This is a genomic window from Fodinicola feengrottensis (assembly GCF_039530045.1).
GTDB classification, from domain to species: Bacteria; Actinomycetota; Actinomycetes; order Mycobacteriales; family HKI-0501; genus Fodinicola; species Fodinicola feengrottensis.
Map to the genome: position 1 here is coordinate 198713 of NZ_BAAANY010000036.1, position 15814 is coordinate 214526.

General features: G+C 67.8%; 14 protein-coding genes. 6 read left to right on the forward strand and 8 right to left on the reverse strand.

Annotated features, from left to right (window positions below; genetic code table 11):
• The first annotated feature begins 68 nt into the window (after positions 1-68).
• Complete coding sequence (gene secG / locus ABD301_RS35020; RefSeq protein ID WP_344314458.1) at positions 69-305, forward strand: preprotein translocase subunit SecG; 237 nt, start codon at positions 69-71, stop codon at positions 303-305.
• 137 nt (positions 306-442) lie between these two features.
• Entirely contained in the window at positions 443-784 is a 342-nt protein-coding gene (locus tag ABD301_RS35025; RefSeq protein ID WP_163567146.1) for an RNA polymerase-binding protein RbpA, read from the forward strand.
• Positions 785-836: 52 nt separating this feature from the next.
• Here ABD301_RS35025 and pgl read toward each other — a convergent pair whose 3' ends face one another.
• From pgl to tkt, 6 genes are all read right to left on the reverse strand, one after another.
• Positions 837-1583, reverse strand: coding sequence for a 6-phosphogluconolactonase (pgl, locus tag ABD301_RS35030; RefSeq protein WP_344314459.1), 747 nt, complete (start codon positions 1581-1583; stop codon positions 837-839).
• A gap of 73 nt (positions 1584-1656) precedes the next feature.
• Complete coding sequence (opcA, locus tag ABD301_RS35035) at positions 1657-2634, reverse strand: glucose-6-phosphate dehydrogenase assembly protein OpcA (RefSeq protein ID WP_163567145.1); 978 nt, start codon at positions 2632-2634, stop codon at positions 1657-1659.
• Positions 2631-4202, reverse strand: coding sequence for a glucose-6-phosphate dehydrogenase (zwf, locus tag ABD301_RS35040; RefSeq protein ID WP_344314460.1), 1572 nt, complete (start codon positions 4200-4202; stop codon positions 2631-2633). The genes opcA and zwf overlap by 4 nt, the downstream gene beginning before the upstream one ends.
• Positions 4199-5884: a glucose-6-phosphate isomerase gene (locus ABD301_RS35045; protein ID WP_344314461.1), complete on the reverse strand. Its 1686-nt coding sequence runs from the start codon at positions 5882-5884 to the stop codon at positions 4199-4201. Before ABD301_RS35045 ends, zwf begins: the two co-directional genes overlap by 4 nt.
• Positions 5881-7008, reverse strand: coding sequence for a transaldolase (gene tal, locus ABD301_RS35050; RefSeq protein ID WP_344314463.1), 1128 nt, complete (start codon positions 7006-7008; stop codon positions 5881-5883). The genes ABD301_RS35045 and tal overlap by 4 nt, the downstream gene beginning before the upstream one ends.
• A 26-nt stretch (positions 7009-7034) precedes the next feature.
• Complete coding sequence (gene tkt / locus ABD301_RS35055; protein WP_344314464.1) at positions 7035-9131, reverse strand: transketolase; 2097 nt, start codon at positions 9129-9131, stop codon at positions 7035-7037.
• A 457-nt stretch (positions 9132-9588) separates the two neighbouring features.
• On the opposite strand from tkt, the gene ABD301_RS35060 reads away from it, so the two are divergent.
• The 3 genes from ABD301_RS35060 (at position 9589) to ABD301_RS35070 (ending at position 13580) form a co-directional block, all read left to right on the forward strand.
• Positions 9589-10533 (forward strand): heme o synthase, encoded by a 945-nt coding sequence (locus ABD301_RS35060; protein WP_279579346.1) that lies wholly within the window; start codon positions 9589-9591, stop codon positions 10531-10533.
• 118 nt (positions 10534-10651) lie between these two features.
• Complete coding sequence (locus tag ABD301_RS35065) at positions 10652-11542, forward strand: ATP-grasp domain-containing protein (RefSeq protein ID WP_344314465.1); 891 nt, start codon at positions 10652-10654, stop codon at positions 11540-11542.
• Positions 11543-11672: 130 nt separating this feature from the next.
• A complete protein-coding gene (locus ABD301_RS35070; RefSeq protein ID WP_344314466.1) occupies positions 11673-13580 on the forward strand; it encodes an ABC transporter ATP-binding protein in 1908 nt (635 codons plus the stop codon).
• A 75-nt stretch (positions 13581-13655) separates the two neighbouring features.
• Here ABD301_RS35070 and ABD301_RS35075 read toward each other — a convergent pair whose 3' ends face one another.
• Positions 13656-14582 carry a carbon-nitrogen hydrolase family protein gene (locus ABD301_RS35075; RefSeq protein ID WP_344314467.1) on the reverse strand — a complete coding sequence of 309 codons (927 nt, stop codon included), beginning with the start codon at positions 14580-14582 and terminating at the stop codon, positions 13656-13658.
• 20 nt (positions 14583-14602) lie between these two features.
• Positions 14603-15025 carry a VOC family protein gene (locus tag ABD301_RS35080; RefSeq protein ID WP_163567141.1) on the reverse strand — a complete coding sequence of 141 codons (423 nt, stop codon included), beginning with the start codon at positions 15023-15025 and terminating at the stop codon, positions 14603-14605.
• Positions 15026-15072: 47 nt separating this feature from the next.
• Here ABD301_RS35080 and ABD301_RS35085 point away from each other — a divergent pair, with 47 nt between their 5' ends.
• Positions 15073-15780: a GntR family transcriptional regulator gene (locus tag ABD301_RS35085; protein ID WP_163567140.1), complete on the forward strand. Its 708-nt coding sequence runs from the start codon at positions 15073-15075 to the stop codon at positions 15778-15780.
• The last annotated feature ends 34 nt before the right edge of the window (positions 15781-15814 follow it).

Genomic DNA, 15814 nt, shown 5'->3' on the forward strand with positions numbered 1-15814 from the left:
GCGCGTATCCTTGACCACAGCCACACTCGTGTGGCCCATCCTGTCAGTACAGAGAGGCTCCAGCTGAGATGACCCTGGCCCTGTCCATCGTGCTCGTCATCGCGAGCGTGCTGCTGATCGTGCTGGTCCTGCTCCACAAGGGCAAGGGCGGCGGCCTGTCGAGCATGTTTGGCGGCGGTGTCAGCTCGCAGCTCTCCGGCTCGTCGATCGCGGAGAAGAACCTGGACCGGATCACCATCGGTGTCGGGATCCTGTGGTTCGTCTGCGCGATCGGGCTCGGGCTGCTGCTGAAGTTCAACCTCTAGTTCCCGCTGCTGGCGGGACATTCCGCCAATAACGGACGATCTTCCGGTGGATTCGCAGAACCTGGCCTCGTGCCGGTTTCCGGGTCCCGTAACATCTGTTGACTATACGTTTAGCGGCGACCAGACAGGAGCATGCTGTGGCTGGTGGGAACGCCATTCGGGGCACTCGGGTCGGGGCTGGACCGATGGGGGAGGCAGAGCGCGGTGAGTCCGCCCCCAGGCGGCACATCGGCTTCTACTGCGCCAACGGTCATGTCACCCGACCGGCCTTCTCCATGGAGATCGAGGTGCCGGATCTGTGGGACTGCCCGCAGTGCGGGTTGCCGGCCGGCCAGGACGAGGAGCACCCGCCGGCGGCTCCGCGCAACGAGCCGTACAAGACGCATCTCGCGTACGTGCGAGAGCGCCGCTCGGACGCCGACGGTGCCGCGATTCTTGACGAGGCGCTGAACCGCCTCCGCGAGCGTCGCGGGGAGTAGCAAACCAAAAAAGAGGCGCCACCGGAGTTCCGGTAGCGCCTCTTTTGCTTTTCTAGCGGGGAATCTGGCCGGCGGCAGCTTCGTCGACCAGCCAGCGGGTGGCGGTACGCCCGTGCGCGCCAGCGGCCGGCACCTCGGTCAGGGTGGCGCCGGACAGGGCCCGGCCGACCGCCTCGGCCTTGTCCGGGCCGCCCACCACCAGCCACACCTCGTCGGCGGTGTTGATGGTCGGGAACGTCAGGCTCAGCCGGATCGGCGGCGGCTTCGGGCTGTTGAGGACGGCCACCACGGTCCGCTGCGAACGACCCGCCTCCGAATCGGGGAAGATCGACGCCACGTGGCCCTCACCGCCCACGCCGAGCAGGAGCACATCGAAGACCGGCAGCTTGCCGCCGCCGTCCGCGATCAGGTCTTCGGCGTACCGACTGGCCGCGGCCGCCGCGTCGTCGCCGTCCGGCCCGTCGCTCGTGGGATAGCGGTGGACGCGCTTGGGGTCCAGCGGCAGCTTCTCCAGGAAGACCTCCCGAGCCTGCTCGTCGTTGCGCTCCGGGTCGCCGTCCGGTACGAACCGCTCGTCGCCCCACCACAGGCTGACCCGGCCCCAGTCGACCGAGTCCCGGGCGGGGGAGTCGGCCACTGCCGCGAGGGTCGCGGTGCCGACCGTACCGCCGGTGAGCACCGCGGTGGCCTCACCACGGGCGGCCTGCGCGTCGGCCAGCTTGGTGATCAGCCGAGCCGCTACCGCCTGCGCCAGCGTTTCCTTGTCCGGGTGCACTACTACGGACGGGGCCGTGGTCATCCTTGTCTCCCACTCTCTCGTCGCACTGCCGCCTGCGTGACAATCGGATTCCGATTGTCACGCAGGCGCACGCCTAGGCGGTGGCCTTCTTGGCGGCCGACTTCTTGGCCGGAGCCGCCTTGGCGGTGGCTTTTGCGTCGGCGTCCAGGGACGGTACGCCCTTGTTCAACGTGTCCGCGTAAACGTCGTCCGGGTCGAGCCGGCGCAGCTCCTCGGCGAGGCACTCGTTCAGCTTCCGGCGGGCCAGCGCGAGCCGGCGGGTCGGTTGGTTGGGCTGGTCGAGGGTCGCGGTCAGGCCGTCCGGGCGCTCCAGGACGACCGGGCCGCTCGCGCGCTCCAGCCGTACGCTGACGATCCCCGGACCCTTGTTCGTCTTGCGCCGGACCGGGCACTTCAGCGCGTACGCCAGCCAGCCGGCCAGCAGCTCGGTGGAGGCGCTGGACGCCTCTCCGCTGACCACTGCCTCGGTGACCTGGTCGTACGGCGGCTGGTCGAGCGCGGCGGCGAGCGCGGCCCGCCACAGGGTGAGCCGGGTCCAGGCGAGGTCGGTGTCGCCCTCGCTGTAGCCCTCACGGCGCTTGGCGAGCGCGGTGACCGGCCGCTTGCTGGTCATCGCGTCGGTGATCCGCCGGGTAGCGATCTTGCCGATCGGGTCCTGCGCCAGGTTGGCCGGCGGGTCGCTCGGCCAGTACGCCACCACCGGGGCGTCGGACAGCAGCAGCGGCAGCACCACCGAGTCGGCGTGGCTGGCCAGCTCGCCGGAGATCCGCATGACGACCACGTCGCTCGCGCCGGCGTCGCCGCCGACACGGATCTCCGCGTCCATCCGCGACTTCCCGCGTTTTTCGCCGGTCAGTACGACGATGACCCGGCAGGGGTGTTCCCGGCTCGCGTCGTTGGCCGCCGCGATGACCGGCTCGCTCTCGTCCGCGGTGGTGATGACCACCAGCGTGAGCACCCGGCCGAGCGCGACCGCGCCGCCGGAGTGCCGCATCTCGGTGAGCCGGTGGTCGATCGCCGACGACGTGGTGTCGGACAGGGTGACGATCACGGCCGCCTCCAGGTACGCCCGTTGCGGGCCATCATCTCGTCAGCGGACGCCGGACCCCAGGTGCCGGACGTGTACGGGTCGGGCTGGCCCTGCTGGGCCCAGAACTCCTCGATCGGGTCGAGGATCTTCCAGGACAGCTCGACCTCCTCGTGCCGCGGGAACAGCGGCGGATCGCCGAGCAGCACGTCCAAAATCAGCCGCTCGTACGCCTCCGGAGACGCCTCGGTGAACGACGCGCCGTAGCCGAAGTCCATCGTGACGTCCCGGACCTCCATCGAGGTGCCCGGCACCTTGGAGCCGAACCGCATGGTCACGCCCTCGTCCGGCTGCACGCGTACGACCAGCGCGTTCTGCCCCAGCTCCTCGGTCGCGGTGGACTCGAAAGGCAGGTGCGGGGCGCGCTTGAAGACCACCGCGATCTCGGTGACGCGGCGACCGAGCCGCTTGCCGGTCCGCAGGTAGAACGGCACCCCGGCCCAGCGCCGGGTGTCGATCTCGAGCTCGATGGCCGCGTACGTCTCGGTGATGCTCTTTTTGGAGATGCCGTCTTCCTGCAAATAGCCGATGACCTTCTCGCCGCCCTGCCAGCCGTTCGCGTACTGGCCGCGCGCGGTGGACTGGGACAGGTCAGCCGGCAGGCGTACCGCGGAGAGGACTTTTTCCTTCTCCTGGCGCAGATCCTTCGCGTCGAAGGAGACCGGCTCCTCCATTGCGGTGAGCGCCAGCAGCTGCAGCAGGTGGTTCTGGATGACGTCCCGGGCAGCGCCGATGCCGTCGTAGTAACCGGCGCGGCCACCGATGCCGATGTCCTCGGCCATGGTGATCTGCACGTGGTCGACGTAGTTGGCGTTCCAGATCGGCTCGAACATCTGGTTGGCGAAGCGCAGCGCCAGGATGTTCTGGACGGTCTCCTTGCCCAGGTAGTGGTCGATCCGGAAGACCGACTCGGGCGGGAAGATCTCGTCGACGACGTTGTTCAGCTCGCGAGCGCTCTTCAGGTCGTGCCCGAACGGCTTCTCGATGACCACCCGGCGCCACTCGCCGGGCAGCTGGTCGGACAGGCCGGAGCGGTGGAGTTGCTTGCACACCACCGGGAACGCGCTCGGCGGGATGGACAGGTAGAACGCGTGGTTGCCGTTGGTGCCCCGGGTCTCGTCGAGCTCCTTGATCGTACGGGCCAGCTCGTCGAAGGCGTTGTCGTCGTCGAAAGAGCCTGGTACGAAACGGAAACCCTCGGCCAGCTGCTTCCAGACCGACTCGCGGAACGGCGTACGGGAATGCGCCTTCACCGCGTCGTGCACGATCTGCGCGAAATCCTGCTTCGCCCAGTCGCGGCGAGCGAACCCGACCAGTGCGAAGCCGGGCGGCAGGAGGCCCCGGTTGGCGAGGTCGTACACGGCCGGCATGAGCTTCTTGCGGGCAAGGTCTCCGGTGACCCCGAAGATCACCAGCCCGCAGGGGCCGGCGCTGCGCGGCAGCCGACGGTCCCGCGGGTCGCGCAGCGGGTTCGCCCAGCCGGGCGGCGGGTCGAGCGACGGCCGCTCGGCCGTCTGTGCTGAATCGGTCATCCGGTGGACTCCACGGCTTTGAGGATCCGGTCAATGCCGGCGGAACGGTCGGTCAGGTGGAAGCGGAACACCGGTCGGCCGCGGCCTTCCAGCACCGAGCCGTCCCCGGCGGCCTGCGACTTTTGCAGGGTGCCAAAGGAGAACGGCTGGTTCGGGATCTCCAGATCGTCGGCGACCACGCCGGTGATCTGCAGGAACACACCCACTGGCGTGCCACCCTTGTGGAACTGCCCGGTGGAGTGCAGGAACCGTGGCCCCCAGCCAAAAGTGACCGCGTGCCCGGACCGCTTCGACAACGGGTCGCGTACGCTCGCCAGCTTCTTGTCGGCGTGCCGGTCCAAATACGCTTGCACGGCAACGTAACCGTGGTCGCCGAGCGCGCCGAGAACCTTGCCGATCGCATCGTCCACAGTGGACGCTCCGGCCAGCAGCTCGGCCGGTCCGAAGACCTGCACCGGGCCGTCGGTGAAGACCGGCTCGGTGTCGGACTGCGCGGAGGCCGGGTTGGCCAGCAGATCGCGGGTGGCCTGCTTGGCGGCCTCCACGTCCGGCTGGTCGAAGGGGTTGATGCCGATCACCCGGCCGGCCAGCGCGGTGGCGAACTCCCAGACCAGGAACTGCGCGCCGAGCGGGCCGTTGACCGCGACATCGCGGCCGGCGCCGGCAGCCTCGCCGACGTGCAGTGAACCGCCGACAGTGACGGCAAGCACGTCGTCACCTGTGGTCCCGGCGGCGGTGGGGGACTCGACCGCGACCGGCAGGATGCCCTTGCCTTCCTTGCCGGTCGACTCGGCGAGCAGCTGCTCGGCCCAGTCGCCCAGACCCACCAGCCCGGTGCCGTCGGAGGCGATCACGATCTTGTCGCGACCGGCTTTGTACGCGGCGCCAAGGGCAACACCGAGCGCGACCGCCGGGCCGTCTGGATCAGCCAGCGAGCCGCGTACGGCTTCGGCCTGGTCCAGCAGCTCGGAAATGTCGATGCCGGCCAACGCGCTGGGCACCAGGCCGAAAGCGGTGAGCGCCGAATAGCGGCCGCCGACATTCGGATTCGCCAGGAAGACGGCTCGTACGCCGGCCTCTTTCGCCGACTTTTCCAGCGGCGAACCGGGATCGGTGACTACGACCAATCGTTTGTTCGCGTCCGCCTCGGAAAGTCCGGCGTCGACGAACGCTTTCACGTACGCGCGGCGGTGACTGTCGGTCTCGACGGTGCCGCCCGACTTGGAAGAGACGACCAGGATCGTACGGTCGAGATTCTCGGCCAGCGCGGCCCGAACCTGGCCAGCGTCGGTGGTGTCGAGGGTGACCAGCGACTTGCCGACGGTCTCGGTGATGACCTCGGGCGCCAGCGACGAGCCGCCCATGCCGGCGAGCACGATGTGGTCCAGGCCCTCGGCGACCAGCTCCTCGCGGAGTTTTGCCAGCGGCTCGACCAAAGCGCGCGACTCGCTCGCCAGGTCCAGCCAGCCCAGGCGCTTGGACGACTCCGGCTGGGCATCCGGACCCCACAACGTGTCGTCGCCGGCGGACAGCTTGGCTGCCACGTCGTCGGCCTTGAAAGCGACCAGCACGTCAGCGGCGCCGGCCACGTCGTACGCGCCGACGACCTGCAGGCCGCCGGCGGCCGCATTCCCGACCTCGTCGTCCTGCTTTTTGCCTTGCTCAGCACCGAAGCCGGTCACGCGGCACCGCCGGCGAGCTGCTTCTCGACGGTCTCCAGCAGCTGCTTCCAAGAGACCTCGAACTTGTCGACGCCTTCGTCCTCCAGGACCTTGACGACATCGTCGAGATCGATGCCGACGGCGGTCAGCTTGTCGAGGGCGGCTTGCGCGTCCTCGTACCCGCCGGTGACCGTGTCACCCTTGATCTCGCCGTGGTCCGCGGTCGCGTCCAGGGTCGCCTCGGGCATCGTGTTGACGACGCCTGGAGCCACCAGTTCGACCACATAGCGGGTGTCCGGGAAAGCTGGGTCCTTCACGCCGGTCGACGCCCAGAGCGGACGCTGCGGGTGGGCGCCGGCGGCGGCCAGGGCCTTCCAGCGATCCGACCCGAAGGCCTTTTCGTAATGCTGGTACGCGAGTCGAGCGTTCGCGATCGCCGCGGAGCCGCGAAGAGCTTTCGCCTCGTCCGAGCCGATTTTGTCGAGCCGCTTGTCGACCTCGGTGTCCACCCGGGACACGAAGAACGACGCGACCGACTCGATCTTGCTCAGGTCGTGGCCGTTTTCCTTGGCCTTTTCCATGCCGGTCAGGAAAGCCTCGGCTACCGCGTCGTACCGCTCGAGCGAGAAGATCAGCGTCACGTTGATGCTGATGCCGGCCGCGAGCGCCTCGGTGATGGCCGGCAGACCTTCCAGGGTGGCCGGGATCTTGATGAAGGCATTTTCGCGATCGACCAGCCACCACAGCGCTTTCGCCTCCGCCACGGTGTTCTTGGTGTCCCGGGCGAGCCTCGGGTCGACCTCGATGGACACCCGGCCGTCGGCGCCGTTCGAGGCGTCGTACGCCGGACGCAGCACGTCAGCGGCCCAGCGCACGTCGTACGTCGTGATGCTGCGTACAGCCTCGTCGATCGACACCTTGCGGCTCGCGAGATCGCGGGTCTGCTCGTCGTACTCGTCGCCGTGTTCCAGCGCCTTGGCGAAAATCGTCGGGTTGGTAGTCACCCCGACGACGTGCTTGTCGTGCATCAGCGCTTCCAGACCGCCGGTCCGCAGCCGGCCGCGGTCCAGGTCGTCGAGCCAGATCGCCACCCCCGCGGCGGACAGCTCGGCCAGTGGACCGCCCTTGTTCTCTGTCACTGCCATCACTCCCAGAATCTTCGGTTGAATGATTAACGACTGCTGGCCTGCTGAATGCTTTCCTTCGCTGCCTGGACAACCGCTGCCGCGGTGATGCCGAACTGCTCGTAAAGCGTCTTGTAGTCAGCGCTGGCACCGAAATGCTCGATGCCGACGTGCCGGCCGGCGTCGCCGATGACCTTCCACCAGCTCTGCGAAATGCCCGCCTCGACGCTGACCCGGGCATGCACGTCATGCGGGATCACGTCGTCTCGGTACGTCTGGTCCTGGTCGTCGAACCACTCACGACACGGCATGGACACCACACGGGCTTTAACGCCGTCGGCCTCCAGCGTCTTGCGCGCCTCGACTGCCAGCTGCAACTCCGAACCGGACGCGATCAGCACCACGTCGGGCCGGCCGCTGGAGGCGTCCTGCAAGACGTACCCGCCGCGCCGGACGCCTTCCAGTGACGTGCCTTCCTGGGTCGGCACGTTCTGCCGGGTGAGCGCGAGGCCGGCTGGGCGGTCGGTGTTCTCCAGGATGGTCTGCCAGGCGTACGCCGTCTCGTTGGCGTCGCCGGGTCGTACGACGTCCAGGCCCGGGATGGTCCGCAGCGCGGACAGGTGCTCGATCGGCTGGTGCGTCGGGCCGTCCTCGCCGAGGCCGATGGAGTCGTGCGTCCATACGTACGTGACCGGCAGCTTCATCAGCGCGGCCAGTCGTACCGCCGGGCGCATGTAATCGCTGAAGACCAGGAACGTGCCGCCGTAGACGCGGGTGCCGCCGTGCAGCGTGATGCCGTTCATGATCGAACCCATAGCGTGCTCGCGGATGCCGAAGTGCAGCACCCGGCCGTACGGGCCGCCGGTGAACATCTTGGTCTGGTGCTCGGCCGGTACGAAGGACGGCTCGCCCTTGGGCGTGGTGTTGTTGGAGCCGGCGAGGTCGGCCGAACCGCCCCACAGCTCCGGCAGCACCGGCGCGATCGCGGACAGCACGTCACCGGAGGCGACCCGGGTCGCGACACCCTTCGGATCGACATCCCAGTGCGGAAGTGTGTCCGTCCAGCCCTCCGGAAGGGCGCGCGCGGCGAGCCGATCGTGCAACGCCTTGCGCTCCGGGTTGGCCGCCGCCCATTTGTCGTACGCCTGCTGCCATTGCGCATGCGCGGCCTGGCCGCGCTGGACGACCTCGCGGCTGTGCGCGATGACGTCGTCGGCCACGTCGAAGGACTTGGTCGGGTCGAGGCCGAGAACCTCCTTGGTCGCGGCCACCTCGTCCTCGCCCAGCGCCGCGCCATGCGCCTTGCCGGTGTTCTGCAGTTTTGGCGCTGGCCAGCCAATAATCGTCCGGAGAACGATGAACGACGGCTTGCTGGTCTCGGCTTTCGCGGCCTCGATCGCGGTGTTTAGCGCCTCGACGTCCTCGTGGTAGCCCTTGCCGCCATCGGTCCAGTCGACGACCTGGATGTGCCAGCCGTACGCCTCGTACCGCTTCGCCACGTCCTCGCTGAACGCGATGTTGGTGTCGTCCTCGATGGAGATCTTGTTGTCGTCGTAGATCAGCGTCAGGTTGCCCAGCTGCTGGTGGCCGGCCAGCGACGACGCCTCCGCGCTGACGCCTTCTTCCAGGTCACCGTCGCCGCAGAACGCGTAGATCTGGTGGTCGAAGAGGCTCTCGCCGGGAGCCGCGTCCGGGTCGAAGAGACCGCGTTCGCGGCGGGCCGCCATCGCCATCCCGACCGCGTTGCCGACGCCCTGGCCGAGCGGGCCGGTGGTGGTCTCGACGCCCTTGGTGTGGCCGTGCTCCGGGTGACCGGGTGTCAGGCTGCCCCACTTGCGCAGCTGCTTGAGGTCATCCAGCTCCAGGCCGTATCCCGACAGGTAGAGCTGCACGTAAAGGGTCAGGCTGGAGTGTCCGTTCGAGAGCACGAACCGGTCGCGACCGGCCCAGTCCGGGGCGGTCGGATCGTGCCGAAGGATGCGCTGGAAAAGCAGATATGCGGCCGGCGCGAGGCTCATCGCGGTGCCCGGATGCCCGTTGCCGGTGTTCTGCACCGCGTCCATCGCGAGGGTCCGGGCGGTGTCCACCGCGCGCCGGTCGAGGTCCGTCCATCCCAGGCTGCTGCCCGATCCTGCTTCTGCCACGATTGCTCCTGCTCACAAGGGTCAACACTGTTTCAGACGTCGTCTTCGACCCTACCGATGTTCGCCACACTCGACAGGTCAGGGCCGGGTCAACGGCGGACTCTTGAATCACATGTCGACTGCTGTTCTTTTCGGCGCGGTTGACGGGTTACCGACGGCCTCCGAATCGACCAAAATCCGGGGCTTTCTTGGCGTGCGCTTGACTTTCGATGGCCGCCGATGGGCATCAGGAGGCCGGATTTCGTACGTACCTGACGGCGTTGTCCTGTCCGTCGGTGGGCGCCCGCGTCGGCGCGGGTGGTTGGCGCTTGGTCGGTGGCACCCCGCAAGGACCGGCCGGAACCCCGGTACTACGATCTGTAGAACACGGTCGATGAGTGGGAGAGGCGATGCTGCCCAGGTTGCCCATGAGCTGCCCAGTGCGGTCGCTTGCCCTTCGCGGTGCGGTGGCTCCCGCGTGACGGCGGTCATCGATCCGGCTCGGCCCCCAGCCGAGACCCCTTCAGTCCAGGCCCAGCCCGCGGTGGCCCGCGGCTTCGGCGCGGTCGTACGCGGCTATGTGGCGCTCACCAAGCCGCGGATTATCGAACTGCTCCTCATCACCACTGTCCCGGCGATGTTCATGGCCGCGCACGGCGTGCCGCCGCTGTTCACCGCTTTCGCCACCCTGATCGGCGGCACGCTGGCGGCCGGCAGCGCGAACGTCCTGAACTGCTATATCGACCGCGACATCGACCAGCTGATGAAGCGGACGTCCCGCCGTCCGCTCCCGCAGGGGCTCATCTCGCCGCGCAGCGCGCTGATCTTCGGTCTCGTGCTCGGCGCGGTCGCCGCCGTTCTGCTCTGGTTCACCACGAACCCGCTCGCGACCGCGCTGTCGATTGGCGCGAACCTCTATTACGTCCTGATCTACACGTTGCTGCTGAAGCGACGTACGGCTCAGAACACCTTTTGGGGCGGCATCTGCGGTGCCGCTCCAGTGCTGATCGGTTGGGCAGCGGTCACCGGCACCCTCTCGTGGTCGGCGTGGGCCTTCTTCGGGATCGTCTTTTTCTGGCAGATGCCGCATTTCTGGGCGCTGGCCATGCGTTTCAAAGAGGACTACGCGGCCGCCGGCGTACCGATGCTGCCGGTGGTCGCCAAGCCGATGCGGGTAGCGGTCGAAATCGTCGTGTACTCGTGGGCGATGGTCGGGGCCTCGGTGGCGCTCTGGGCTGTCGGGATGAGCTGGATCTATGGCCTGGTCGCGATCGCGCTGGGTGGCTGGTTCCTGATCGACGCGCACCGGCTGTTCATTCAGGTCAGCCGCGGAGAGCGGATCCGGCCGATGCGACTTTTCCATGTGTCGATCACCTATTTGACGCTGCTGTCGATCGCCATGACCGTGGACGCCCTGGTCTGACGCCAACAACGAAGGTGCCCCATCGCCGCGCCTTAGCAAGCTCGACTGCGGGCGGGTGGGTCGTGGGGCGGGCTCGGTAGGGTTTGGCCGAGCGGTGGGCGGCTGAGCGTAGGGGGACATGATGGCGGGGCGCGCGCGGGTGGCGTTGGTGACCTGTGCCGAGTTGCCGGATGCGGATCCGGACGACCGGAAGGTGTTGTATCCGCTGACTCGGCGGGGCATCGACACCGAGATTGTGGTCTGGGATGACAAATCGGTCGACTGGGACAAGTATCAGCTGGTGGTTCTGCGGTCGGTGTGGGATTACGTACGCCGGCGGGACGAGTTTCTCCAGTGGGTGGGGACGGTGCCGCGGTTGGTGAATCCGGCGGACGTCGTACGGTGGAACACCGACAAGCGGTATTTGTTGCAGCTGGCCAATCTTGGCCTGTCGGTGGTGCCGACGACGTGGCTCGAACCGGGGGACGCGAGCGTGCTGCCGGCGGCGGGGGAGTTCGTGGTGAAGCCGTCGGTGGGGGCGGGGTCGCTGGACACCGGGCGATACCACGCCGAGGACCCGGAGCTGGTGGCCAAGGCGCGGGCGCATGCGAACCGGCTGCTGGCGGCCCGGCGGACCGTGATGGTGCAGCCGTATCTGTCCGATGTGGACACCAAGGGTGAGACGGCGCTGCTGTATTTCGGCGGTTCCTTCAGTCATTCGGTGAAGAAAGCGGCGATGCTGGCCGGGCCGGTACGCCAGATCGACGGGCTCTATCAGCCCGAGGAGATCACCCCGCACCAGCCGACGGCGGCCGAGTTGGCGATGGGTGAGCGGGTGTTGGCGGCCGTGCCGGGCGGAGCGGATCGGCTCTTGTACGCGCGGGTGGACCTCATTCCGACCGCGACCGGACCGGTGGTGTTGGAGCTTGAGCTGACCGAGCCGTCGCTGTTCTTCGCGCATGCGCAAGGCGCTGCCGAGCGGTTCGCGGACGCGGTGGCGGCGGCTCTGGAGCCGGCCAAGCGCCCTTGACCTCAACATTGCTTGAGGTTGCATGCTGGACCAGAACGGGACGTTGTTGTCGTACCGGCCGCATACCTTGGGAATGCGCTGGGCGAGGACGGCGTTCCGACGCCAGCATAGGGGAAGACGGGTTATAGAGATGTCGATGTCAGATCCAGGGATGTCCGGTTGGCAGATGATGGTGTCCGCCGAGCGGCGAAAGACGCTGTCCAAAGAGAAAAGACCAGGGCGGCGGACCGCCCTGCGGATCATGAGATATGCGCGGCCGTACGGCTGGGAGATCACGATCTTCCTGCTCACGGTGGCCGTGTCAGCGGCGATTGGGGTGGCCACTCCGGTGCTGGCCGGGCGGGTGATCAACGTGATCACCGCGAAGGGCGCGGTGTCGACGGTGATCTGGTTGGCGGCGCTGATCGCCGGGCTCGCGGTGTTCGACGCGGGGCTGTCGGTGGTGCAGCGGTGGCATTCGGCGCGGATCGGTGAGGGGATCATCCTGGACCTGCGCCGGACGGTTTTCGACCACGTGCAGCGGATGCCGATCGCCTTCTTCACCCGCACCCAGACGGGTGCGTTGGTCAGCCGGCTCAACAACGATGTGATCGGCGCGCAGCGCGCGTTCACGTCGGTGCTGTCCGGCGTGGTCAGCAACGTCATCGCGCTGGCCCTGACGGTCGGTACGATGCTGACCCTGTCCTGGCAGATCACTGCGGCCGCGCTGGTATTGCTGCCGGTTTTCGTGCTGCCGGCCCGATGGGTGGGCCGCAAGCTCGCCGACATCACCCGGCAGACCGCGCGGCTCAACGCCAGCATGAACTCGACGATGACCGAGCGGTTCAACGTCTCGGGCGCGCTGTTGGTGAAGCTTTTCGGGCGGCCGACGGCGGAGGCGAAGGAGTTCGGCGACACCGCCGCGCAGGTCCGGGACATGGGCGTCAAGAGCGCGATGTACAGCCGCGGCCTGTTCGTGGCGCTGGGTCTGCTGACCGCGGTGGCCAGCGCCGCCACGTACGGGCTGGGTGGTTGGCTGGCGCTGACCAACGCCCTCTCGGCCGGCACGGTGGTCACCCTCGCGCTGCTGCTGACCAGGCTTTACGGGCCGATCACCGCGCTGTCGAACGTGCAGGTGGACGTGATGAGCGCGTTGGTGTCCTTCGAGCGTGTCTTCGAGGTCGTTGACCTGCCGCCGATGATCACCGACCGGCCGGACGCGAAGACCCTGCCGGCACTGCTGCCGGCGGACCAGCCGGCGATCGTCTTCGACGACGTGCGGTTCCGCTACCCGTCCGCGGACGAGGTTTCGTTGGCATCGCTGGAAGACCTGGCGGTCGCCGACCGGCGGGCGGCCGGCGACGTGCTGCATGGGGTGTCGTTCACCGCCGAGCCCGGCCAGCTGATCGCCCTGGTCGGCCCGTCCGGCGCCGGCAAGACGACGATCAGCCAACTGGTTTCCCGGATCTACGACGTGACCGGTGGCGCGGTGAAGGTGGCCGGCACGGACGTACGCGACTGGACGCAGGAGTCGCTGCGCGGCGCGATCGGCGTGGTCACCCAGGACGCGCACCTGTTCCACGACACGATCAAGGTGAACCTGGTCTACGCGAAGCCGGACGCCACCGAGGACGAGCTGTGGTCCGCGCTGGACCGCGCGCAGGTCGGGGAGCTCGTGCGGTCGCTTCCGGATGGGCTCGACACGGTGGTGGGAGACCGCGGTTACCGGCTCTCCGGCGGCGAGAAGCAGCGGCTCGCGATCGCTCGGCTGCTGCTGAAGGGCCCGTCGATCGTGGTGCTGGACGAGGCCACCGCGCACCTGGACTCCGAGAGTGAGGCGGCGGTGCAGCGCGCGCTCGACGAGGCGCTGGCCGGGCGTACGGCGCTGGTCATCGCGCACCGGCTGTCCACCGTCCGGTCCGCCGACCAGATCCTGGTGTTGGAGCATGGCCAGATCGTGGAGCGCGGCACGCATGAGTCGCTGGTCGCAGCCGACGGGCTCTACGCCGAGCTGTATCACACGCAGTTCGCCGATTCGCCCGTACGAGCCGCCAGCTGACCTCCGCGAGCTCGACGTTTCGGTAGACGACACTCCGGGTGGTCGACTACCGAAACGTCAGGTTCGCGCAGGCCACTAGTCCCGAAAGGCGGTGGGGATGCGGCGCCGGCGGTCGACCTCGACGGAGAAGACGTCGGGCCGGCTGTAGTGGCCGGTGGGGTCGAAATTCTGGCGTTCCTCGCGGACCCGGGTGAAGTCCAGGTCGGCGATGACCAGGCGTTCCTCGTCGACCACCGGCTCGACCACCCAGGTGCCGTCCGGTGCCGCGATGGCCGAGCCGCCGCGGCAGTAGTCGGTCAACTCCGCCGCTTCCAGCGCCGTGCGCAACGGAAAGTCGGCGGGCACATCGGCCAGCGACAGCAGGCCGTTCGCGGCCAGGCAGAACACCCGGCCTTCGCGGGCGATGAACCGAGGCAGGTCGGCCGTGTTGTGTGGATTGCCGGGCCAGACGCTGACGTGCAACTCTTCACTCTGCGCATAGAGGGCGTGGCGGGCCTGTGGCATCCAGTTTTCCCAGCAGTTCAGGCCTCCCACCCGGGTCGGTCCGACCGGGTGGACACGCAGGCCGTGACCGTCGCCGATGCCCCAGACCAGCCGCTCCTCGTACGTGGGCATCAGCTTGCGATGGGTGCTGACGATGCCGGCGGCCGGGTCGATGGCCACCAGGGTGCAGAAAATCGTGCCGCCGGATCGTTCTGTGGTGCCCAGGTAAACGAAAACACCGAGATCGTGTACGGCTTCGGTGATGAGGGCGAGTTCAGGGCCGGTCATTTCGACGGCGGCACCGAGATAGGCCGCGTACGCACGTTTCTGTTCCAGGTTTTCGAAACGGGCCCCGCCGGTGTGTTCCAGCCACGACGGGTAGCCGGACAGGAAGGTCTCCGGAAAGGTCAACAGCTCGACCTGCTCGGCGGCCGCATTCTCGATCCACTCCACCACTTTCCCGGTGGTAGCGGCCGAGTCGAGCCAGTGCGGCCGAGCCTGCGCGGCGGCAACCCGCATTCTTCGTCTCCTTCTTTTTTTCAAACAGCGAAAACTTGGGCGTCATCGGCGAATGCCTTGAATTCCATCGCGTTTGCGGCCGGGTCGGTGAGGAACATCGTCCACTGTTCGCCCGGCTGGCCCTGGAATCGCAGATATGGCTCGATGACGAAGGCGGTGCCGGCGGCCCGGAGCCGGTCGGCCAATACGTGGAATTCCTCGACAGTCAGCAACAGCCCGAAATGCGGCACCGGTACGTCGTGGCCGTCCACCGGGTTGTGCGCGGCCCGCGCCTCATGTCCGGGCGCGAGGTGCGTGACGAACTGGTGGCCGCGCAGGTTCCAGTCGATCCACCGGTCCGAGCTGCGGCCCTGTTCGCAGCCGAGAACCTCGCCGTAGAAGTGCCGGGCCGCGGCGAGGTCGTCGACTGGCACGGCCAGATGGAAGCGGGGGAGTGGGGACACGGGCGCGCCTTCCGTTGAGGGAGTTGTCGTAATGTTAACATTAAGACATGAGCGATCAACTGGCTCCGGCCCGGCGGCGCGGCATGGCCGACGAGGTGGCGGACCGCATCCGCGACGCGATTTTCGGCGGTCTCTATGCGCCCGGCACACCTTTGCGGGAAGTGGAGTTGGCCGGCGCTCTGCGGGTCAGCCGGGGGCCCGTACGGGAGGCGCTGTTGCGGCTGGAACGCGAAGGACTGGTACGCAACGAGTGGCACCGCGGTGCGACCGTCACGTCACTGTCCACAGTGGACGCTGACGAACTCGACAGCTTGCGCGGCGCACTGGAGGATCTGGCCGTACGACGACTGATGGACCACGCGTTCGAAGCCGACCTCGTGGCGATCGAGGAAACGGTGGCCGCGATGGCCCGCGCCGAGGACAAACACGCGATGCTGGACCTTGATCTCGCCTTCCACGACGCGGTTTTCGCGGCGGCACATCACGATCGGCTGCGGGCGGCTTGGCAGGGGATCCGCTCCCAGGTGCACCTTTTTCTGCTGATGCGGGTCGGCCGGAGTGCCGCCGGCTATCTGGAACACATTCCAGCTGAGCACCGCGAGCTTGCCCAGGTCCTGCGTGCTGGCAACAGAGAGAGTGCGTTGACGCTCTTCGCCGACCACCGCCGGCACGCGTACGAAGTCTTCCTTGATGAGCCATCGACCGCGGCCGATGGCTCATCAAGCGAACCTAGCCTGAGTTTCCCTGCTAGCTGATCGTTCGGCGTGTTTTGTGTTGTGGTGTTTGGGT

Excerpts from the sequence above, each read along its gene's own strand:
- ABD301_RS35070 (WP_344314466.1), top strand. The coding sequence starts at position 11,673 with ATGTCGATGTCAGATCCAGGGATGTCCGGTTGGCAGATGATGGTGTCC.
- ABD301_RS35075 (WP_344314467.1), bottom strand. The coding sequence starts at position 14,582 with ATGCGGGTTGCCGCCGCGCAGGCTCGGCCGCACTGGCTCGACTCGGCC.
- ABD301_RS35085 (WP_163567140.1), top strand. The coding sequence starts at position 15,073 with ATGAGCGATCAACTGGCTCCGGCCCGGCGGCGCGGCATGGCCGACGAG.
- ABD301_RS35065 (WP_344314465.1), top strand. The coding sequence starts at position 10,652 with ATGATGGCGGGGCGCGCGCGGGTGGCGTTGGTGACCTGTGCCGAGTTG.
- pgl (WP_344314459.1), bottom strand. The coding sequence starts at position 1,583 with ATGACCACGGCCCCGTCCGTAGTAGTGCACCCGGACAAGGAAACGCTG.
- secG (WP_344314458.1), top strand. The coding sequence starts at position 69 with ATGACCCTGGCCCTGTCCATCGTGCTCGTCATCGCGAGCGTGCTGCTG.
- zwf (WP_344314460.1), bottom strand. The coding sequence starts at position 4,202 with ATGACCGATTCAGCACAGACGGCCGAGCGGCCGTCGCTCGACCCGCCG.
- tal (WP_344314463.1), bottom strand. The coding sequence starts at position 7,008 with ATGGCAGTGACAGAGAACAAGGGCGGTCCACTGGCCGAGCTGTCCGCC.